Annotated in this window: 16 protein-coding genes; 7 read left to right on the forward strand and 9 right to left on the reverse strand. The window is 41.2% G+C overall.

What is annotated here, in order from left to right; genetic code table 11:
- Positions 1-74 precede the first annotated feature (74 nt).
- The gene (gene add, locus L1D51_RS02315) at positions 75-1,076 is read left to right on the forward strand and encodes an adenosine deaminase (protein ID WP_055199237.1); all 1,002 of its coding nucleotides are present in this window, start codon (positions 75-77) and stop codon (positions 1,074-1,076) included.
- Between the two features lie 9 nt (positions 1,077-1,085).
- Here the strand turns inward: add and L1D51_RS02320 are convergent, their stop codons facing one another.
- From L1D51_RS02320 to L1D51_RS02335, 4 genes are all read right to left on the reverse strand, one after another.
- Positions 1,086-1,502: a CBS domain-containing protein gene (locus L1D51_RS02320; protein ID WP_054563674.1), complete on the reverse strand. Its 417-nt coding sequence runs from the start codon at positions 1,500-1,502 to the stop codon at positions 1,086-1,088.
- Between the two features lie 145 nt (positions 1,503-1,647).
- A complete protein-coding gene (fre, locus tag L1D51_RS02325) occupies positions 1,648-2,361 on the reverse strand; it encodes an NAD(P)H-flavin reductase (protein ID WP_062566233.1) in 714 nt (237 codons plus the stop codon).
- An 87-nt stretch (positions 2,362-2,448) separates the two neighbouring features.
- The gene (gene ubiD, locus L1D51_RS02330; protein WP_054554671.1) at positions 2,449-3,915 is read right to left on the reverse strand and encodes a 4-hydroxy-3-polyprenylbenzoate decarboxylase; all 1,467 of its coding nucleotides are present in this window, start codon (positions 3,913-3,915) and stop codon (positions 2,449-2,451) included.
- An 85-nt stretch (positions 3,916-4,000) separates the two neighbouring features.
- A complete protein-coding gene (locus L1D51_RS02335) occupies positions 4,001-4,288 on the reverse strand; it encodes an MliC family protein (RefSeq protein ID WP_054563672.1) in 288 nt (95 codons plus the stop codon).
- 113 nt (positions 4,289-4,401) lie between these two features.
- On the opposite strand from L1D51_RS02335, the gene L1D51_RS02340 reads away from it, so the two are divergent.
- Together L1D51_RS02340 and L1D51_RS02345 are read left to right on the forward strand one after the other, a co-directional pair.
- Complete coding sequence (locus tag L1D51_RS02340; protein WP_239962444.1) at positions 4,402-5,307, forward strand: DUF808 domain-containing protein; 906 nt, start codon at positions 4,402-4,404, stop codon at positions 5,305-5,307.
- Positions 5,308-5,417: 110 nt separating this feature from the next.
- A complete protein-coding gene (locus tag L1D51_RS02345; RefSeq protein ID WP_054563671.1) occupies positions 5,418-7,376 on the forward strand; it encodes an alpha/beta hydrolase family protein in 1,959 nt (652 codons plus the stop codon).
- A 278-nt stretch (positions 7,377-7,654) separates the two neighbouring features.
- On the opposite strand, the gene L1D51_RS02350 is transcribed toward L1D51_RS02345, so the two are convergent.
- Positions 7,655-8,611, reverse strand: coding sequence for a tetratricopeptide repeat protein (locus L1D51_RS02350; RefSeq protein WP_239962446.1), 957 nt, complete (start codon positions 8,609-8,611; stop codon positions 7,655-7,657).
- A gap of 187 nt (positions 8,612-8,798) precedes the next feature.
- Between L1D51_RS02350 and dbpA the strand changes: the two genes are divergently transcribed.
- The gene (gene dbpA, locus L1D51_RS02355; RefSeq protein WP_055199234.1) at positions 8,799-10,187 is read left to right on the forward strand and encodes an ATP-dependent RNA helicase DbpA; all 1,389 of its coding nucleotides are present in this window, start codon (positions 8,799-8,801) and stop codon (positions 10,185-10,187) included.
- Positions 10,188-10,196: 9 nt separating this feature from the next.
- Here dbpA and L1D51_RS02360 read toward each other — a convergent pair whose 3' ends face one another.
- Entirely contained in the window at positions 10,197-10,778 is a 582-nt protein-coding gene (locus L1D51_RS02360; protein WP_239962454.1) for a DNA-J related domain-containing protein, read from the reverse strand.
- Between the two features lie 158 nt (positions 10,779-10,936).
- Between L1D51_RS02360 and L1D51_RS02365 the strand changes: the two genes are divergently transcribed.
- Positions 10,937-13,771 (forward strand): tetratricopeptide repeat-containing hybrid sensor histidine kinase/response regulator, encoded by a 2,835-nt coding sequence (locus L1D51_RS02365; protein ID WP_239962455.1) that lies wholly within the window; start codon positions 10,937-10,939, stop codon positions 13,769-13,771.
- Here L1D51_RS02365 and L1D51_RS02370 read toward each other — a convergent pair.
- The 3 genes from L1D51_RS02370 to trxA all read right to left on the reverse strand — a co-directional run bounded on the left by L1D51_RS02370 (position 13,744) and on the right by trxA (position 16,923).
- Positions 13,744-14,994, reverse strand: a complete 1,251-nt coding sequence (locus L1D51_RS02370) for a methyl-accepting chemotaxis protein (RefSeq protein WP_239962456.1) — start codon at positions 14,992-14,994, stop codon at positions 13,744-13,746. The genes L1D51_RS02365 and L1D51_RS02370 overlap by 28 nt on opposite strands.
- Positions 14,995-15,155: 161 nt before the next feature.
- On the reverse strand, positions 15,156-16,415 hold the full coding sequence (gene rho / locus L1D51_RS02375) for a transcription termination factor Rho (RefSeq protein ID WP_054554678.1): 1,260 nt from the start codon (positions 16,413-16,415) through the stop codon (positions 15,156-15,158).
- Positions 16,416-16,596: 181 nt separating this feature from the next.
- A complete protein-coding gene (gene trxA / locus L1D51_RS02380; RefSeq protein WP_054554679.1) occupies positions 16,597-16,923 on the reverse strand; it encodes a thioredoxin TrxA in 327 nt (108 codons plus the stop codon).
- Positions 16,924-17,013: 90 nt separating this feature from the next.
- On the opposite strand from trxA, the gene rhlB reads away from it, so the two are divergent.
- Both rhlB and gppA read left to right on the forward strand, forming a co-directional pair.
- Positions 17,014-18,288: an ATP-dependent RNA helicase RhlB gene (gene rhlB, locus L1D51_RS02385; RefSeq protein WP_063529730.1), complete on the forward strand. Its 1,275-nt coding sequence runs from the start codon at positions 17,014-17,016 to the stop codon at positions 18,286-18,288.
- Positions 18,289-18,336: 48 nt separating this feature from the next.
- Positions 18,337-19,830: a guanosine-5'-triphosphate,3'-diphosphate diphosphatase gene (gene gppA / locus L1D51_RS02390; protein WP_239962457.1), complete on the forward strand. Its 1,494-nt coding sequence runs from the start codon at positions 18,337-18,339 to the stop codon at positions 19,828-19,830.
- The last annotated feature ends 528 nt before the right edge of the window (positions 19,831-20,358 follow it).

The following is a 20,358-nucleotide window of genomic DNA, read 5'->3' on the forward strand; positions in this document are numbered from 1 at the left end:
AAAATCATCTAAACTTGAAATATCGCCGTGGGTACGTATGATCCGCGCAAATTTACTGAACCTGAGTGCTAATTATGATCAATAACAAACTCCCTTTGCTTGATATTCACCGTCATCTAGATGGTAATGTTCGCCCACAAACGATCTTAGACCTTGGTCGTCAGTTTAATCTTGAATTACCTGCTGACAACATTGAAGCGCTTATTCCGCACGTACAGGTTATCGACCCTGAACCAAATTTAGTGGCGTTTTTACAAAAGCTAGATTGGGGTGTAAAAGTATTGGGTGATTACGATGCTTGTCGTCGTATTGCTATCGAAAACGTTGAAGATGCGATTGCCCAAAACCTCGATTACGTTGAGCTTCGTTTTAGCCCATATTATATGGCGCAAAGCCAAGGCCTACACCCGCAAGGTGTTGTTGAAGCAGTGGTTGATGGTGTAAAAAGTGCGTGTCATAACGCACCAATTAAAGCTAACTTAATCGGCATCATGTCGCGTACATATGGCACCAAAATCTGTCAGCAAGAGCTTGATGCGCTTCTTGCTTTTAAAAATGATTTAGTCGCGGTTGATTTAGCTGGCGATGAAATTGGTTTCCCGGGTGAGCTATTTGTTGATCACTTTAAACAAGTTCATGATGCATACTTAGCTGCCACTATTCATGCCGGTGAAGCGCGAGGTAGCGAAAGCATTTGGCAAGCAATTAACGAGCTTGGTGCAACGCGTATTGGTCATGGTGTAAAAGCGATTGAAGATGCTGCACTAATGGATTACTTACGTGATAAGCGCATTGGTATTGAGTCTTGCTTAACCAGTAACATTCAAACCAGCACTGTTGCTGAGCTTGCAAAACACCCGTTAAAAACCTTCTTAGACCATGGTATTTTGGCATCAATTAATACTGATGATCCAGCCGTTGAAGGTATTGAAATAGCGTATGAGTATCAAGTAGCAGCACCTGCGGCAGGCTTAAGCCAAGCCGATATGGAAAAAGCGCAAGCTAATGCGCTTGAAATTGCTTATTTAAGCGATGCAGATAAAGCTGCTTTAAAACAGTTAGCTGTTAATCGTTAAGCAGCTAACTTACACTTGGTGCTCTTGGCATGAGACATAGTTTTCATACAATGCCTTGAGCACGTCTCCTCGGCTGATCATGCCAACAACCTTACCATCCTCGATAACCGGGTAGTTTTTTGGCTTTCCAGTTTGCATGCCATCTGCCAGTTCTATGATGTTTTGATCGCTACTTACCGTGACAACATCGGTGCGCATTAGCTGTTTTACCTTCACTACACCATCACAGAAATAACTGTTTTGCATGAGCGGTTGCAGCAGCTCTTGTTCAGAAATAAAGCCAACTAGGCTTTTGTTGTCATCGAATACAGGTGCGCCTAGTAATTTAAACTTTTGCAGCTCGCTAATCGCGGTGGTCATTTCAGTTTCAGGCGTAATGTGTGGCAACTTACGTTGCATAAAGTCTTGTACTTTTGTATTTAGCATTTGGGTCTCTCCCCATCGTTATTCTAATCAGAGTATGGTCAAGGAAATGCAGTTTGTGAAATCGTTTAGACGGATTAAGGCGATAGGTAAAACAAATAAAAAAGGCATCCAATTGGATGCCTTAAAAATAACCGGTATGAGTTAGTTATTTAATGAATGCAAATGCATCGGCGTACATGTTCTCACGTACCGCACCATGATTAATAAAATCATCGCGAACCACGCCAATCATGTCGAAGCGGCCTGCCATGTATATATCATATGGTTCTAAAGACACGATATCTTCCATAACAGCCTTGTGGACGTAACCGGTTTTGCCATTCCAGCTTTGCGGCGCATTTTCAACTACTGGAATGTATTGGAAATGTGGGTTGCTGTTTGCCCATGCTTGCATTTCATCATGAGCATAAAGTGCAGCTTGCTCACGTACACCCCAGTAAAATAATACAGGACGCTCACAGCCGATTTCAGCAAGGTGATCAGCCATTGATTTGGCATAAGAAAAACCTGTACCGCCAGCAAGTAGAATAATTGGGCGCTCACCCTCAACTCGCAGCTGTGATACACCTAAGCCTACTTCAACATTAACTTGCTGTTGCTCTGTATGAGCTTGACGTAAATGGTCAAGCGCTTGCATTGCATACGAATCAGCACCCGCGGCACCAATATGTAGTTCAATCTGTTCAGTTTGCGACGGGCGGCTTGCAATAGAAAAGGCACGCTTATCTTTTTCGCCTAATACAAGTTGCATATATTGGCCTGCCTCGAATGACACAGGTTGCTGTGGTTTCAAAATGACCTTATGTACATGGTCTGTAAGCGGGCTGATCGCAACAACGTCAGCGAGTAGTGTTTGCATAGTTTACCTTTATAAGCACAGAAGCAAATTCGGTTATGAATCGCACTCATAACCGTTAAATTTTGAGCAGTTTAACATAGACACAGCCTAGAGAATATCTAAGCTGTCCCATAATTCATCAACACGTTCTTTGATTTTTGGATCCATAACAATGGGTTCACCCCATTCACGATCTGTTTCGCCTGGCCATTTATTGGTTGCATCCATGCCCATTTTTGAGCCAAGGCCAGAAACTGGTGATGCAAAATCTAAATAATCAATTGGCGTGTTTTCGATCATCGTCGTATCGCGAGCAGGGTCCATACGCGTGGTAATTGCCCAGATCACGTCGTTCCAATCGCGTGCGTTTACATCATCATCGCAAACAATCACGAACTTGGTATACATGAATTGACGCAAGAAAGACCACACCCCCATCATCACGCGCTTGGCATGACCTGGATATTGTTTTTTCATGGTGACCACAGCCATACGGTATGAACAGCCTTCAGGTGGTAGGTAAAAATCTACAATTTCCGGGAATTGCTTTTGCAGAATTGGCACGAACACTTCGTTCAAAGCAACCCCGAGTACTGCTGGCTCATCTGGTGGACGGCCAGTGTAAGTGCTGTGATAAATTGGGTTTTCACGATGTGTAATGTGAGTGACCGTCATCACCGGAAACTCGTCTACTTCGTTGTAGTAACCGGTGTGATCGCCATAAGGGCCTTCTGGTGCTGTTTCACCCGGCATAATATAACCTTCAAGTACGAACTCAGCAGTAGCAGGTACTTGTAGGTCATTTGAAACCGATTTAACAACTTCAGTCTTACTACCGCGTAGTAAACCAGCAAATGCATATTCGCTTAGGGTGTCTGGTACTGGTGTTACAGCGCCTAGGATTGTCGCAGGATCGGCACCTAATGCGACAGATACAGGGTAAGGTTCGCCTGGGTGCTCTTTACACCATTCACGAAAATCTAATGCGCCACCGCGGTGCGATAGCCAACGCATAATAATTTTGTTTTTACCCAATAGCTGCTGACGGTAAATGCCTAAGTTTTGGCGCTTTTTATAAGGCCCTTTGGTAACCGTTAGACCCCATGTGATCAAGGGAGCAGCATCACCTGGCCAGCAATGTTGGATAGGTAACTTAGTTAAATCAACATCATCGCCTTCAAGTATAACTTGCTGACAAGGTGCTTTTTTTACTTCTTTAGCTGGCATATTCAGTACTTGTTTGAATACTGGGATTTGCCCTAGTGCCTCTTTAATGCCTTTTGGTGGCTCAGGCTCTTTTAGAAAAGCTAATAACTTACCCACTTCGCGCAGTTCACTAACATCATCTTGCCCCATGCCCATTGCAACGCGCTTAGGCGTACCAAAAAGGTTGGCAAGAACGGGAATAGTGTGGCCTTTAGGGTTTTCGAATAACAGAGCTGGGCCTTCGGCACGTAAAGTACGGTCGGCAATTTCGGTCATTTCAAGGTAAGGATCAATTTCTTGTTTGATCCGTTTTAATTCACCTTTTTGTTCTAATAACTCGATAAATTCGCGAAGATCTTTGTATTTCATTATAGCCGCTTAAACGCTGAATAAACTGTCGCTATTATACTCAAAACCACTGATTAAGCTAATTTAGCCACGAAAGCTTTTGCTATTACTGAGTTAAGCTACATTGGTACTTTTTACCTTTTAAAATCAGCATGGCTTCATCGCCTTTTGACCAAAACAGCACATTATCGGCACTGTATTTAACCCCTGAGCCGCTTACTTGGCGATTGAGTAAAAATTCACTCTCCTTAAATGTCAGTCTTGCTTCCTCATCACTGTATTCAACAATACTGGCGCTGAGGGTCTCATCGCACAGATAATTGCTTGGTGCACTTTGCTCAGCACACGCGCACAAGGTAACTAAAGCGAGCCCTGAGAGAAGTGGTTTAATCATAGAAACACCTCTATTTTTGAATGAGCTATAAGCCTAACAAAGAAAAATTAACCGTTGGTGAAAATGGCAGGATAAGTTATGTTGATAGTGTATTTAATGGGCAAGGAACCACCATGGCAGGCACAAATTTACTAACCTTACTTGATGATATTACAACACTTTTAGACGACATTGCGACGATGAGTAAAGTCGCAACAAAAAAAACAGCAGGGGTGTTAGGTGATGATCTGGCTCTTAATGCTCAGCAAGTCACAGGGGTAACTGCCGATAGAGAGTTGCCTGTGGTTTGGGCTGTGGCAAAAGGCTCGTTTATTAACAAAGCCATCTTAGTGCCCGCAGCATTATTGATTAGTGTTTGGTTGCCTTGGTTAATTACTCCGCTGTTAATGGTTGGCGGGCTGTTTTTGTGCTTTGAAGGTGCAGAGAAAATTATCGAAAAGCTGTTTGGTCATGCTCAACAAGAAGATGAAACTCTGGCTGAACAACAAGACTTACAAGAATACGAAAAGCAAAAAGTGAAAGGGGCGATCCGCACTGATTTTATCCTCTCAGCAGAAATTATCGTGATAACGCTAGGCACGGTTGCTGGCGCTACACTGGTGAATCAAGCTTTAGTGCTTAGTGTAATAGCAATTATTATGACCATTGGCGTGTATGGGTTAGTTGCAGGGATTGTTAAACTAGATGATGCTGGTTTGTATTTACTGCAAAAAGCGCAGCAAAGTGGCGGTAAGTTTAAAGAGTTAGTAGGTAAGTTTTTACTTGCTGCAGCGCCTAAGTTAATGCGCTTTTTAGCCTTTGCAGGAACGGTTGCTATGTTTTTAGTTGGCGGAGGCATATTGGTACATGGGATCCCCGTTTTACATCACGCCCAGCAAGGCAGCACTGAGTTTGTTACGGATTTAGTTGGTAAAACGGGTGAGCTGGCTACGCCGATTATATTTGATGGTTTATTAGGCGTTATTGCCGGGGTTATCGTTGTGTTAGTGGTTGAACTTTGGCACAAAATTCGTCGCTAAATAGCATCCATTATTGGGTTGTTTTGTTAAATTTTTGTAGCAAATATAGGGTCTTTGCTTTATTATTGCTCAGTTAAAAATAACAATTAAATCGTTAAATGGAGTTAATCATGTCTCGATATCTCACTTTTGTGCTGGGACTAGCGTTATTTACGCTATCATTTACCAGCTTCGCTAAACCTGCAAAATTATCAGTAGAAGACTTTAGTAAAGGTAATGACTTTAGTCGTGTAACTATCTCTCCTGATGGCAACTACGTCGCAGCTATAAAAAAACACGAAGGTAAAAATTCACTCATCATTGTTGATACAACCAAGTTTGCAGTAACCCATGCGGTTGCTTTTCCGGGTAATGCACAGGTTGGCGAATACCATTGGGTTAACAACGAGCGTGTTATTCTTGAAAAAGAGTATTTAAAAGGTTGGCAAGATACCCCTATTTATTATGGTGAGTTATTTGCCGTGAACGTCGATGGTAGCCGTGGCGCATACGTAATTGGTTACCATGGTGAACAGCAAACTGGTACTCGGTTAAAAAAGCAAACACCAGTTCAAGGAACGTCATACCTTTTAGATCCCCTACTTCATGATGATAAAAAAGTTTTGGTTGTCACTTACCCGTGGACTGCAACCAATGAACCAACTACCGTTGTTTATGAAGTCGATGTATATCGCGGTCTGCGCACTTTAATTACGCGATCACCAGCACCTATGGGTGAATTTCTAACGGACCATGATGGTAACGTTCGTATCGCTGAATCAAGTGACGATTACCTCAATGCGACACTTCATGTACGAGAGCCCGAAGGCGGTTTTTGGAAAGAGCTCGATTTAGAAGGTATTAATTACACCGATATTTCATTAAAGGCATTTGATAAATCTGGCGAGTCTGTATATGCCACTGCATCAAAGGGTGGAGAAGCAGAAAGCCTTATTAAGATTAACCTAAAAACCAAAGAAGTGACGAAAATCTTTCAAGATAAGCATGTTTCACCGTCACATATTTGGGTTGATGAAATCTCTAAAGAGTTATTTGCCATAGAAACCGAGGCTGACTACCCAAGCTATGCGTTTGTTGATAGCAATTCGCCTAAATCGCAGCGTCTTAAAGATTTATTGGGCGCACTGCCAGGCAGTCAAGTACAGCTAGTTAGCAGTACAGAAGATGATTCAAAAAATATTATTTTCGCATCGAGCGATATAAACCCTGGGCAATATTATCTATATGACGCGAATACCAATAAATTACGAGCGTTATTCTCTGCGCGTGGCTGGATAAACCAAAAAGATATGGCGCAAACCACACCACTGCGTTTTAAAAGCCGCGATGGTTTAACAATTCTTGCTTATTTAACTGTGCCAAATGGCAAAGCTGAGAAAAACTTACCTTTAGTTGTTATGCCACATGGTGGCCCAATTGCACGTGATAACTGGGGCTACGATCCAGAAGTACAAATGTTAGCCAATAAAGGTATGGCGGTATTAAAGGTTAACTTCCGAGGCTCGAAAGGGTTTGGTATGAACTTCCAAGAAGCTGGCTATCGCCAGTGGGGGCAAAATATTCAACACGATATTATTGATGGTGTGAAACTATTAATTAATGACGGCACAGTTGATAAAGATAATATTTGTATTATGGGAACCAGCTTCGGTGGTTACTCAGCACTACAAAGCGCGATTATCGAGCCGGATATGTTCAAGTGTGCAATTGGCCTGATGGGGGTTTACGACTTGCCTCTTATGTATGAAGAAGGTGACACGCAAGCCCGAAGCTATGGTGTTAATTTCCTAAAAACAGTGATTGGTACAGATGAGGCTGAGTTAAAAGCATTCTCGCCTGCTTATAATGTCGATAAGCTAAAAGCACCTGTGCTTATTGTGCATGGTGGTGAAGATGAACGTGCGCCAATTGAGCAAGCAGAATCATTAGAAGCAGCGTTGAAAAAAGCTAAGCATCCATATGAAATCACTATTCTAGATGATGAAGGCCACGGTTTTTATAAAGAAGAGCACCGTACTCTTTACTATAAAAAAGTATTGGCTTTCTTAGATGATCATTTAAAGCTTTAAAAGAAAAGTGCCGGCGAGCAAGCTCGCCGGCAAGGATTTAGCACGGGAACGTAAGCGTGCTAGTGTGCAAGGTCTTCCTTCAAGTTATACAAACTCAAAAGATGATTCTTTCATCAGGCTGCGTAATCTCAAAAGCAGAGCAGGGAGAGTAACTCGGCTTTAAAAGAGTATAAATACTACGTCAGTACAAAAATGTTATAACATAACAAATTAAAAGTAAATAGTGAGAACCATATAATTTGGCTGGTTTCTTATGTGTGATATTTATGGGTAATAGATTATTGAGTATTCAATTTACTACAATCGTAACTCAAGCATAGCTCTGCGAGCTCAATCTTTGCTTTAGGATTCCCTTGTAAGGTAGCTTTGTTGAGCCAGTAAGCTGCTTTTTCGTTATTCACTTCTGTCCCTTGGCCATCACGATACATCTGACCCAAGTTTAATTGCCCCCATGCATAACCATCTTCCGCAGACAGCGTAAAACTTTTCAACGCTTCCTCGTATAGGCCATCTTTGAAGTAAGTAATCCCTTCCTGATTATGTTTATCGAGCTTAACGCCCGTATATAAAGGCTTAGGTCTAGGCGGGTGCATAACAAAACCACCAAATAAACTATAAAGCTCAGGTCGCATAATTTTATAAATGCTGCCTTCATCATAAAGCTGCTTTATTTGTGACTTACTGAAAGTCAGGGTTTTACTAGAAAAGTAATCATCTTGAACTAGCATGCTGGTACGCATCGCAATTTCGATGTCTTTGTTGTACTTGTAAGTGTAGTTAGCAACTCTAAAAGTCATGTCCTTGTCATCGAATTCAACGAGCTGAGCTACTTTTAAGTTATTAATACGTTTTGGTTTGCCAGTAAATTTATCTGAATAGACAAAATAGGTATCAAATAACTTTGGCTCGTTTAAGTAATTTTGCTCATTTTCAGTTTGTTCATTCGCACCGATTAATGCATTTGTTAATAGGTAAACGATAATGAATAGGCCAATAAAGTATTTTATAAACGACGCTAACTCTAAGGCGGGCAGTGAATACCAAGGTGCAGGAGTAACATAGCCACAGTCATCACATTGTCTTTGATAATTAATAGAAAGTGGCATGATTGGCAAAATAGTAAAGCGCAAAACTTTACTGTGATTGCTTAAAGAATAATGTTCACTATGACAGTGAGGGCACGTTTTTTGTTTTTTATAGAAAACATCAGCTGCAGCGGTATTAAATAGAAGCATAGTTTCTTCCTGAAGGTTGCTATCAATAAACTAGAACAAATGCAGAGAGTTAGAAAGCAGCAAACTGTAAGCAAATATGAATTAAATATGCTGAACAGTGTTTTCGTTTAGAGAAACAGCACATTCTCTGCTATGATCCACAGCATCTTCGAGGATGTCCCTCAATTATCAAGTTTGGAATATTACTGTGACTGCTACTGCTTTTTCATCTTTGGCTTTGCCGCGAGAGTTAACCGATAACTTATCAACTTTAGGTTATACGCAAATGACGCCAGTGCAAGCGCAAAGTTTGCCAGTGATCTTGCAAGGCAAAGATATTATTGCCCAAGCCAAAACGGGGTCGGGTAAAACGGCTGCATTTAGTTTAGGTGTGCTGGCTAAGTTAAATGTGAAACGCTTTCGTATTCAGTCTCTCATTTTATGTCCAACCCGAGAGTTAGCAGAGCAGGTAGCTGAAGAAGTTCGTAAGCTTGCCCGTGGTATTCATAACATTAAAGTTTTAACATTATGTGGTGGTGTCTCTATTGGTCCACAAATTGGCTCATTAGAACATGGCGCACATATCATCGTTGGTACTCCAGGTCGTGTTGATGACCATATTCGCAAAGGCACATTGCGTTTAGATGATGTTGAGACCCTAGTGTTAGATGAAGCTGATCAAATGCTAGATATGGGCTTCCAAGATACCCTTGATGCTATTGTTGAGTGCATTCCTAACCAACGCCAAACATTATTGTTTAGTGCGACTTATCCAAAATCAATTGCTGCGATAGCTGAGCGAGTGCTTAGCAACCCAGAAATGATTAAGGTAGAAGAAGAGCAAACAAAAAGCACAATCAAGCAATACTTTTACAAGCTAGATAATAATAAACAGCGCTTTAATACATTGAAGCTGTTGTTGTTGAAGTTCCAACCAGAAAGCTGTGTGGTTTTTTGTAACACCAAGGTTGAAACACAGCAGATTTGTGATGATCTTTATGCTGAAGGGTTTAGTGCTGTTGCCTTACACGGTGATTTAGATCAACGTGAACGTGAGCGTACTTTAATTCGCTTTGCTAATAAAAGCGCCTGTATTCTTGTTGCAACGGATGTTGCCGCGCGTGGCTTAGATATCAACGATATGGACATGGTAGTGAATTACCACCTAGCGCATGACCCACAAACCCATGTACACCGTGTTGGCCGTACTGGTCGAGCAGGTAAAAAGGGTATTGCATGTTCTATTTATGGTGAAGCTGAGCAATTTAAAGTGGCACAAATTGGCGACCACTACGAGCGTGATTTTGACCCTGAACCAATTCCGCCATTTAGCTTGCTAGAAAAGCCCGCTTATAAGCCAACCATGGCAACTATTATGATTGATGCAGGCAAGAAGCAAAAAATTCGTGCCGGTGATATTTTAGGAGCATTAACAGGCAAAGAGGGAATTGCCGGTCATCAGGTAGGTAAAATTAACGTACTTGATAATGTGGCCTTTATTGCTGTTGAGCGAGCTGCTGCAAAACCTGCGTTACGTAAATTGACTGAAGGTAATATTAAAAAACGCAAGATCCGTGCGCGACGTTTGAGCAGGTAAATTGTTGAGTTATGAGCAGCTTGCTTTAAGTTGCTCATATTCGAGTTGTATTTTCTTAAACTCAGTTGCACAGCCTTGGCGGTCTGGGTGGTGTTTTAATGCCAGTTGTCGCCAACGCTTTTGTAACTGTTTTTCTGAAAAATCAGTAGGTAGCTGCCACGCCTGTTGTAATTCTAATAGCTGCTGCTGAGGTAATGAGTGAATGCCCTTGTTTGGGCTAAATGACGAAAAACGCTGCCAAAAATCACTTAACAACGCATCTATTTCATCGCTCGTTGTATCAAAGTTTTGCCAATCTAAATAGTAATCTCGTAGTGGATCATGACTTTCTAATGCGTTACCCGTTTGCTTACTAACAAGTTCAATGTGAAGTGACGCAATCTGTAGCTGTTGCTCAGGTGCAAGTTGTGCTTGTAGTTGATAAAGACCATTCATAACTAAAAAGTTGCGTTTAAACAGATCTTTTTGTGGGTCATTGTCTAATTGCTCTATTTTTCCTGATTCACTAAGTGCGCTGGCAAGCGTATGAACCTTCCAAATAGGCTGTTCCAAAAGAAGGTAAAAAATCTCATCAATCAGTGGGTTAACCATTGTTCGCAAGCCTATCTTTAGTGTAATCTACAGTGGTATACGCTATCACAGCTGCTTTTTTGAAACTACGCTAATGTTTTTAGATACTAGGGAATGCATTTAGCCGAGCTTAAATAACTTCATTTTCAGGCTAAGTTGATTTTAAGGGATTTCGCCATATGTTCACATCACTGCGTGTAAGCTTGCTCACTGCTTTATTGTTCAGCTGTAGTTTGTTTGTTTCGCAGTCTAGCTTTGCATCCACTTCGCTACTTGAGCAATTTAGCCAATCCAAGCAATGGCAAGAAAAGCAACAGCTTGCCAAAAAGCTGCTTAACCAAAGTACGACAAATCAAGAACTAAGCCTCGATATATACATGCAGCTTGCCGACTTTGCTCTAGATAAAGGTAATTTCTCGGCGGCTGTGAAAAACTACCAATTGGCTGAGCAAGCAACAAGTTTTACAGCAACGCCAAATCGCTATTTTCGTAGTCTAAAAATGCAAGGCGTCACTTATTATTATCAAGGCTTGATGCAACAAGCTGTGCTTGCGTATAGCAAGGCATTAAGCGTTGCAGAAAAACTACCAGAGCCAATTGCCGAAGCAAACTTACTCAGTAATATTGGCCTTGCTTACTTTGACATGTTCAATATGGATCAAGCACTTAAATATTACAAAGAAGCGAAAGAAATATATGAAGAGTATGGTAGCGAGCAAGATAAAGCCGATATTTTACACAATATAGCGGGTATTTATATTCGTTTGTCGAGCTATGATATTGCGCTTGATATGTATAGAGAAACGCTAGAGATTTTCCAAAAATTAGGTGATGAAGATGGCGTCGCTCAGTCGTATGGCAATATGGGAGTGGCTTACTCAGAGCTTGGCCAGTATCAACTTTCTTTACACTACTACCAGCGTGCCTTGCGCTACTACCAAGAAACAAATAACGCTTACTTTCTCTCTTCACGCCACGCTAATATTGCTAATGTGTATCTGCGCACCGGTGATTTAGAGCTTGCCTTAAGTCATGCAGAAAAAGCCGTTGAGTTTGCAAAAAGAATTGATAATAAAACATTAGAGCTAGCTGGCTTATTGTCGCAAGCAAAAATCGAGTTATTACAAGGAAAGCTCACTGAAGCTGAGGCCACTCTGACTACCTCAGTTTTTATGGCTAAACAATATAAAGATGATTTGAGAGTACAAGACGGCGCCGGAATGATGGCCCTGATTAAGTCAGGTAAGGGTGACTATGCAGCAGCCGTCGCTAGTTTTGATGAGTTTGTTCGCGCTTTTAAAAGCGAGCAAAGTCTAAAATTATTAAAGTCTATGGGTGAGCTGCAAAGCCAAATCCAAGCAAGTCAGCTTAATCAAGAAATTGTTGAATTAAAGCAGCTACAGAATGTGCAAGAGCTCGAAATGTCTAAACAACGTCAGTTGGGCATTATGCTATTTATCTTGTTTGTGATGATAGTGGTGACGGGTATTACTATTTATCGCCGTAATATTGAAAAAGGGGCAAAAGAGCAACTTTCGTTAATGGTTGCTAAACGAACCAAAGAGCTTGAAGAAACCGCAGATCAACTACGCAGCGCTAATGAAATTAAAAGTCAGTTTTTAGCAAATATTAGCCATGAAATTCGTACACCTTTAACTGCAATCCTAGGCCAAACCGATAATCTTATGAATGGTTATTATAAACCAGAGCAGTTAAACGATGAGCTGGCTGTTATTCAAAAACAAAGCGATCACTTAAAAGAGCTGATTAATGACGTACTTGATATCAGTAAAATCGAAGCTAACAAGCTAGAGTTAAGCCTAAAGGAAGGTGATTTAGTTCGATTACTTACTGATGTTCATTCTATGCTTAGTGGTCAAGCCAAAGATAAAGGGCTTAACTTTTCATTTCATAATGAGCTTGGCGAACAGTTTTACAGTCAGCTCGACTTTACCCGCATTAAACAGATTCTTATAAATCTATGCGCGAATGCAATTAAATTCACCAATCAAGGTGAAGTAGAGTTAAAAGTCTATAAAGTGGAGCAAGGCGTATGGTTTCGTGTAACTGACACCGGTATTGGTATGAACGCTGAGCAGCTTAAGCAAATCTTTGAATGTTTTAGGCAAGGCGACAATAGCATCAGCCGTCGCTTTGGGGGCACCGGGCTTGGTTTAAGCCTATCGCAACAGCTTGCGATGATGATGGGTGGCTATATCAGTGTTGAAAGTGAGCTAAATAAAGGCAGCATATTTTCGTTTTACTTGCCGTGTAAAGAGCATACACCAAGCACGGAAACAGTTGAGCTTGCAAAGTTTGTGCAGCCAGCAACAAAAGGCTTGTCTGGTAAAGTGCTGCTTGCTGAAGATCATCCCGATAACCGCCGTTTAATTTCTCGTTATTTAGAGTCGATGGGCCTTGAGGTGATTGCGGTTGAAAATGGTGAGCAAGCTGTAGAGCATTGTCTCAAGGAATTCCCTGATGTGGTGCTGCTGGATATTCAAATGCCAGTATTGGATGGCTTACAGGCGCTCAAGCTATTACAAGAATGTGGCTTTACCCAGCCTGTGTATGCATTAACGGCTAATGCAATTAGCCATGAAATCGACAGTTACCTTGAAGCTGGTTTTACAGGTTACCTTGCCAAACCAATTGATAAAAAAGTGTTTTACACGCAACTTGCGAAGCATTGCAAAAAAGACAGCACCACAACTAAATCCCAGCATGATATGAGTGACTTAGTGGCAAGCTTTATCAATAGCTTTGAGCATGAAAGCGCATTGATACAACAGCACTTTGCAGCTCATGAATTGTTTAACTTACAGCAGGATGCTCACCGTATAGGTGGTGCAGCTAAAATGTTTGAGCTGGATGATGTGGCGATGAGTGCAATGGCACTTGAGTCGGCATTAAAGCAAGATAAGCTTACTGACTTAACAAGCTTAGTTGCTCAGCTACTTGAGCAACTACATAATGCTTCGGTTGATCAAAACAGTTCAATATCACCGTCTTGAATTTTTTCAATTTCTTGATTGGTATCGAAGCGTGAGCGATCGATGCGCTGTTCGTGATCGGTTTCTGGTGGTGTAATATGAAACATCGAAAGCTTATCGTCTAAGGTATGGGCAAGGCGAACCAAGTCTTTACTCGATACAGCTTGTATTTGTGAACTTGAAAGTGCATCGGAATTGAGCTCAACCATTGCATCAATACTGGTTTGTGCTTCATCTGACATTTGGCTTTGCATCGCCACCTGCTCATGAACACTCTCAGAAAACGCATTAATTTCTAGCATCGCTTGTTCAATTTTATTGGTTTCTTTAGTTGATGCCTCAGATAGCTCAACCGTGCGCTCGGTTTCTTTCAGTGCGGTTTGCATTAATTGATATGCTTGCTCTGTACTGTGCTGAATTTTAGCTACCATCTCACGCACTTCTTGTGTTGATTTACTGGTGCGGGCAGCCAGGCTTCTTACTTCATCAGCGACTACCGCAAAGCCACGCCCTTGCTCGCCAGCACGCGCAGCTTCAATAGCAGCATTTAGCGCAAGTAAATTAGTTTGTTCGGCAATACTATTGATAACATCAATAACTGAGCCAATCGCATCACTATCTTGCTTAAGTAAAATAATCTGCTCACTGGTGAGGTTAATATTATCGGCAAGCTTGATAAGACTCGCCTGGCTTTTATCTGTGTCTAAACGGGTTTGTTGTACTGATTTGGTGGCATCAGATACTGAATTAAAAATTTGTTCTAAACTTCTATCTAGCTCTTTCGATACTTCAATGGTGCGGGTAATGGTATCTGCTAAATCAATACCATGAGCATCTTGTATGGTGGCTTTTTGAGTCATCGATGCATAGGTATCACGAAGTGCGTCAGCCATAGGTAATAAGCGGGCAGATGACGAGTATATTTCGCCAAGCATGTGCTCAACCATCGTCAGACTTGCATTTAGGGCATGACAAGCTTGTGGTAATTGACGATCATTTTCGTCAAAACGGAAAGTGAAATCGATGCCTTGCTCAGAAGTAATGTTAGAAACAAAAAAACTTAGGTGATCTTGTTGTTTGTGCTCAGTCGTATAAACGTAGCCAATCAAAGCAAGCCAAGGAACGACAACAATTAGTGCAAATACAACCATTGCTGCTGCAGATAATTCAAATACGGTAAAACTAGCAATACAACTAAGTAAGCTTATTAAGAATAGAGCTACAGCTACTTTAATGCGAGTCATTGAGGAGTCCTTACCTTTAATCCTATAATGTATAGAACAAATTTCTGTTAATTACCAATAAACTTATTCTGTAAAAGTATAACTTTTAAGGTGTTATGTCCTTAGTTTTACGCAAAAAAAATGCCTGTATTAAACAGGCATTTTTTAAAAACTAGGAATAGTTACTGACGTTTCATTGAGTCAAAGAACTCGTCATTGGTTTTGCTCATTGAAAGCTTATCAATTAAGAATTCCATGGCATCAATTTCTGACATCTCATGAACGATCTTACGTAAGATCCACATCTTTTGTAGTTCATCAGGTTTGGTTAGTAATTCTTCGCGACGCGTACCTGAGCGGTTAAAGTCAATCGCTGGGAATACACGCTTTTCAGCAATCTTACGATTTAAGTGTAATTCCATGTTACCTGTACCTTTGAACTCTTCGTAGATAACTTCGTCCATCTTCGAACCAGTATCGATAAGAGCTGTTGCGATAATTGTTAAGCTACCGCCTTCTTCTACGTTACGAGCTGCACCAAAGAAACGTTTTGGTTTGTGTAATGCGTTTGCATCAACACCACCAGTTAATACCTTACCTGATGATGGGATTACGGTATTGTAGGCACGAGCAAGACGTGTGATTGAATCAAGTAAGATAACCACGTCTTTTTTGTGCTCAACCAGGCGCTTCGCTTTTTCAATTACCATCTCAGCAACTTGAACGTGACGGCTTGCAGGCTCATCAAACGTTGAAGCAACTACTTCACCTTTTACAAGGCGCTGCATCTCTGTAACTTCCTCTGGACGTTCGTCGATTAGAAGTACCATTAGCTCACAATCAGGTTGGTTATAGCTGATTGATTGCGCAATGTTTTGCAGTAGCATCGTTTTACCGGCTTTTGGCGGCGCAACGATAAGTGCACGTTGGCCTTTACCAATTGGTGAGGCTAAATCAAGTACACGTGCTGTGATGTCTTCAGTACTACCGTTACCACGCTCCATACGTAAACGTTCGTTTGCGTGCAGTGGGGTAAGGTTTTCAAATAGGATTTTTGTGCGAGAATTTTCAGGTTTGTCGAAGTTTACTTCATTTACTTTTAATAGTGCGAAGTAACGTTCACCGTCTTTAGGTGGACGAATAAGGCCTGAAATTGAGTCACCAGTACGCATGCTGAATCGACGGATTTGACTCGGTGATACATAAATATCATCTGGGCCGGCTAAGTAAGATGCTTCAGATGATCTTAAGAAACCAAAACCATCTTGTAAGATCTCTAGTACACCGCCGCCATAGATATTTTCACCGCTTTTAGCGTGCGCTTTAAGGATGGCGAAAATAATGTCTTGTTTTCTTAAACGGGCTACGTTTTCGAGCCCCATGGACTCAGCTAAGTTTACAAGCTCTTTGATAGACTTGTCTTTTAATTCGCGTAAATGCATATTGGTGGGTTCTTTATTACAATTGTCATACTCAAAATCATCGTTTGATACATGAGTGAGGTTTGTTGGTATAACTAAGGATTAGTTGGCTTTATAAACTAGCAGGTCACTAGCAAGGCGTCCAGTCTTTAAACAAAATAAAGCTAAAAAAAGGGCAAAAAGCCCTTTTTTTATATTTTCATTAGATGTTGTTTTCTAAAAACTCTACTAATTGAGTTTTAGAAAGTGCACCAACTTTAGTTGCTGCAACTTGACCATCTTTGAAAAGAAGTAATGTAGGGATACCACGGATACCAAACTTTGGTGGTGTGCCTGCATTTTGGTCGATGTTAAGTTTACCAACGGTAACTCGGCCATCAAACTCGCCAGCTACTTCGTCAAGAATAGGGGCGATCATTTTACAAGGTCCGCACCATTCAGCCCAAAAATCAACAAGTACAGGTTTGTCTGATTGTAGTACGTCAGCTTCAAAGCTATCGTCAGTTAATTGAATAATTTTCTCGCTCATTGCGATCTCCGATTAGTTAGGCGAAATATTTAATGCGTATTTAAACACTCTTGTTTCTTATTGCAAGTTTAAACGTTATGCTTAAACGCTATGACTAAGACACATTTGACCGATAAAAAGTTTTCAGACTTTGCTATCGCACCGGAAGTGGTTGCCGGTTTAACCGAAAATGGGTTTGAATATTGCACACCCATTCAAGCGAAATGCCTACCTTTTATTTGTGAAGGCCGCGATATTGCGGGCCAAGCGCAAACAGGTACAGGCAAAACGTTGGCGTTTTTAACTGCCACGTGCCATCGGTTATTACAATCTAGCAAAGCATCTAGTAAACATCCAAGAGCCCTGATCATGGCCCCAACAAGGGAGCTGGCGATTCAGATACACAAAGATGCAAAAATTTTAGCGCCACACTGTAATCTTAACTTAGGATTAGTATATGGTGGCGAAGATTACGAAAAACAACGTGCACAACTAGAAAAAGGCGTTGATATTTTAATTGGCACTACTGGACGCCTAATCGATTTATATAAACAGGGCTGTTATACCCTCAATGAAATCGAGGTTGTAGTGCTTGATGAAGCAGATCGTATGTTCGATTTAGGCTTCATAAAAGATATTCGTTATATGTTTAGACGTATGCCAGAAACGTCTGAGCGTTTAAACCTATTATTCTCTGCAACCTTGTCTTATCGCGTGCAGGAATTAGCGTTTGAACATATGACTAACCCTGAGCATGTACAAGTCGAGCCTGATGTAAAAACAGGTAAGCGTATTCAGGAAGAGCTGTTCCATCCATCACAAGATGACAAAATTAAGTTACTGTTAACTTTAATAGAAGAAGAATGGCCAGATAAAGCGATTGTGTTTGCAAATACGAAACACAGTTGTGAGAATGTTTATGCATGGATGAAAGCTGATGGTCACCGAGTTGGATTATTAACCGGTGATGTAAACCAGAAAAAGCGTCAATCAATTTTGGCTCAATTTACCAAAGGCGATTTAGACTTTTTAGTAGCAACAGACGTTGCAGCTCGTGGTTTGCATATCCCAGAAGTAAGTCATGTATTTAATTTTGATTTGCCAGATGATTGTGAAGACTATGTACACCGTATTGGTCGTACCGGACGTGCTGGTGCATCAGGACACGCTATTAGCTTTGCCTGTGAACAGTATGCCTATAATCTCCACGAAATTGAGCAATATATAGAACACAGCATTCCATTATCACATTATGATAAAAGTGCATTGCTTGATGATTTAACTAAGCCTACTATTCAGAAAAAGCGGAACTATTCTACAGGCCCACGTAGTCGTAACAACAACGGACGTCGACCAAATAATAGTTACCAGAAATCACGGTCGTAATAAACGGCCGTTGTTGAAGACTTAGTAGTAACTAGAGGTTTTTGAACGGTGGGGCAACTTCAACCGCAAAAAAATGTGTATGCAGTAATCGACTTAGGATCAAATAGCTTTCATATGCTGATCGCTAAATCGATTGCTGGCGGTCTACAAACGATCGGTCGAGTCAAACGTAAAGTAAGGCTTGCTGCAGGGCTTGATGAAAACAACGTCCTTAGCACTGAAGCCATGCAACGAGGTTGGGAATGCCTAGCCTTGTTTGCTGAGCGTCTGCAAGACATACCAAAGAAAAACATCACAATTGTTGCGACCGCAACTTTACGTCTTGCTAGCAATGCTGATGTATTCAAGCATAAAGCTGAACAGATCCTTGGTCATAAAATCAATGTTATCAGTGGTGAGCTAGAAGCTAAGACAATCTATAAAGGCGTGGCTCATACCTCAGCTTGCAGCGGTAAACAACTGGTTATCGATATTGGCGGAGCCAGTACCGAGGTTGTTATCGGTCAGGGTTTTGATGCACTGCATTATAAAAGTCTGCATATGGGCTGTGTTACCTTCCTAGAACGCTACTTCAAAGATCAAAAGCTCAGTAACGAAAACTTTGCTGCTGCAATTAAAGCTGCAAGTGAAGTGGTTGCAGAAATTGTCGATGAATACCAAGCAACCGGATGGCAAATTGCGAGCGGCGCGTCAGGTACAGTGCAAGCGATTCAAGAAATCATGGTTGCACAAAATCAAGATGAGCTTTTAACGCTTGATAAACTTCTCGCTATTAAAGAGCAATCAGTGCAATTTGAAACGATTGCTGATCTTGAGCTTCCAGGCTTGAGCGAAGAGCGCCGTCTAGTGTTTGTTTCTGGCCTCGCTATATTGATTGCCTTATTTGAATCGTTAGATATAAAACAAATGGGTCTTGCGCGCGGTGCATTGCGTGAAGGCGTTTTATACAGCATGGTGCCAGAGCTTCATAACCATGACATCCGCAAGCGTACTGTTGATGGTTTAATGAATCGTTATCATGTAGATCAAAAACAGGCTTGTCGTGTTGCGCAACTAGCAGAGCAATTGGCTAAAAGAATCATGGGGCAATGGCAGTCGATCGATGATAACGCAATCGCATTATTAAGAACGGTTGCAAAACTGCATGAGATTGGCTTACTGATCGAGTATAAGCTTTATCATAAGCACACGGCTTACATTATAGAAAACACAGATATGCCAGGGTTCTCGCAATCTGAGCATAAACTGATCACAGCTGTTGCTAGTGAACATCGTGCTGATCTTGTTAAAAACAGCTTTGCTCACTTAGGCTGTCATCAAGTACTCGCAGAATGTTTAACAAGGGTAGTACGGATCGCTGTGATCTTATCAATGCGTCGCCAAGATGATGTACTACCAGCGATAGATCTCAGTGTTAATGAAAACACTCTCACACTGACATTTGATGGTGATTGGTTAAAATATCACCCATTAATGGCCAGTGAACTGCAACTAGAGTCCAAGCTACAAGCAAAAGTAGGTTGGAAGCTCATAGTAAAATAACGTTAAAAGGCCCTTCAGGGCCTTTTTTAGTGCTATTTTCACCCGTTTCGGTCGTATTTTGCGCGAACAGTCATTTTTTTCATAAAAACTTAAAAAAACAGTTGATCTCAGTTCGGATCTCCCTATAATGCGCATCCACCGACACGGCGGACTGCTTACAAAAAAGCAAAACGACGAGTTGGTTAAGTCAAGTAAGACTAGGTTTTGAAAAAATAAACTTTTCTCAAAATTAAGTGTTGACAAAAATAACGGCTTGCGTAGAATGCACAGCCCTTGAGACGCGAAAGTATCTCAAACGTTCTTTAACAATATAAAGCAATCATCTGTGTGGGCACTCGTACAGATTGAGTTCTAACAGCAGATTCTAGTTCGCTAGATGACGCAAACAAATTTAGAGTCTCAATTGAACTGAGTGACCAACGGAAACAAGTTTACTTGTTTCAGCACAGTCAATTCGATTCGAAAGAATCAAAATTCAGAATTCATTGAGCACGAAACTTCGGTTTCAAAAAACTTTTAATTGAAGAG

This window comes from Pseudoalteromonas shioyasakiensis (assembly GCF_022398475.1).
Classification (GTDB): Bacteria; Pseudomonadota; Gammaproteobacteria; order Enterobacterales; family Alteromonadaceae; genus Pseudoalteromonas.

What these genes read in the sequence shown, in the direction of transcription:
- add (WP_055199237.1), top strand. Translation starts at nt 75, where the DNA reads ATGATCAATAACAAACTCCCTTTGCTTGATATTCACCGTCATCTAGAT.
- L1D51_RS02320 (WP_054563674.1), bottom strand. Translation starts at nt 1,502, where the DNA reads ATGCTAAATACAAAAGTACAAGACTTTATGCAACGTAAGTTGCCACAC.
- fre (WP_062566233.1), bottom strand. Translation starts at nt 2,361, where the DNA reads ATGCAAACACTACTCGCTGACGTTGTTGCGATCAGCCCGCTTACAGAC.
- ubiD (WP_054554671.1), bottom strand. Translation starts at nt 3,915, where the DNA reads ATGAAATACAAAGATCTTCGCGAATTTATCGAGTTATTAGAACAAAAA.
- L1D51_RS02335 (WP_054563672.1), bottom strand. Translation starts at nt 4,288, where the DNA reads ATGATTAAACCACTTCTCTCAGGGCTCGCTTTAGTTACCTTGTGCGCG.
- L1D51_RS02340 (WP_239962444.1), top strand. Translation starts at nt 4,402, where the DNA reads ATGGCAGGCACAAATTTACTAACCTTACTTGATGATATTACAACACTT.
- L1D51_RS02345 (WP_054563671.1), top strand. Translation starts at nt 5,418, where the DNA reads ATGTCTCGATATCTCACTTTTGTGCTGGGACTAGCGTTATTTACGCTA.
- L1D51_RS02350 (WP_239962446.1), bottom strand. Translation starts at nt 8,611, where the DNA reads ATGCTTCTATTTAATACCGCTGCAGCTGATGTTTTCTATAAAAAACAA.
- L1D51_RS02360 (WP_239962454.1), bottom strand. Translation starts at nt 10,778, where the DNA reads ATGGTTAACCCACTGATTGATGAGATTTTTTACCTTCTTTTGGAACAG.
- L1D51_RS02365 (WP_239962455.1), top strand. Translation starts at nt 10,937, where the DNA reads ATGTTCACATCACTGCGTGTAAGCTTGCTCACTGCTTTATTGTTCAGC.
- L1D51_RS02370 (WP_239962456.1), bottom strand. Translation starts at nt 14,994, where the DNA reads ATGACTCGCATTAAAGTAGCTGTAGCTCTATTCTTAATAAGCTTACTT.
- rho (WP_054554678.1), bottom strand. Translation starts at nt 16,415, where the DNA reads ATGCATTTACGCGAATTAAAAGACAAGTCTATCAAAGAGCTTGTAAAC.
- trxA (WP_054554679.1), bottom strand. Translation starts at nt 16,923, where the DNA reads ATGAGCGAGAAAATTATTCAATTAACTGACGATAGCTTTGAAGCTGAC.
- rhlB (WP_063529730.1), top strand. Translation starts at nt 17,014, where the DNA reads ATGACTAAGACACATTTGACCGATAAAAAGTTTTCAGACTTTGCTATC.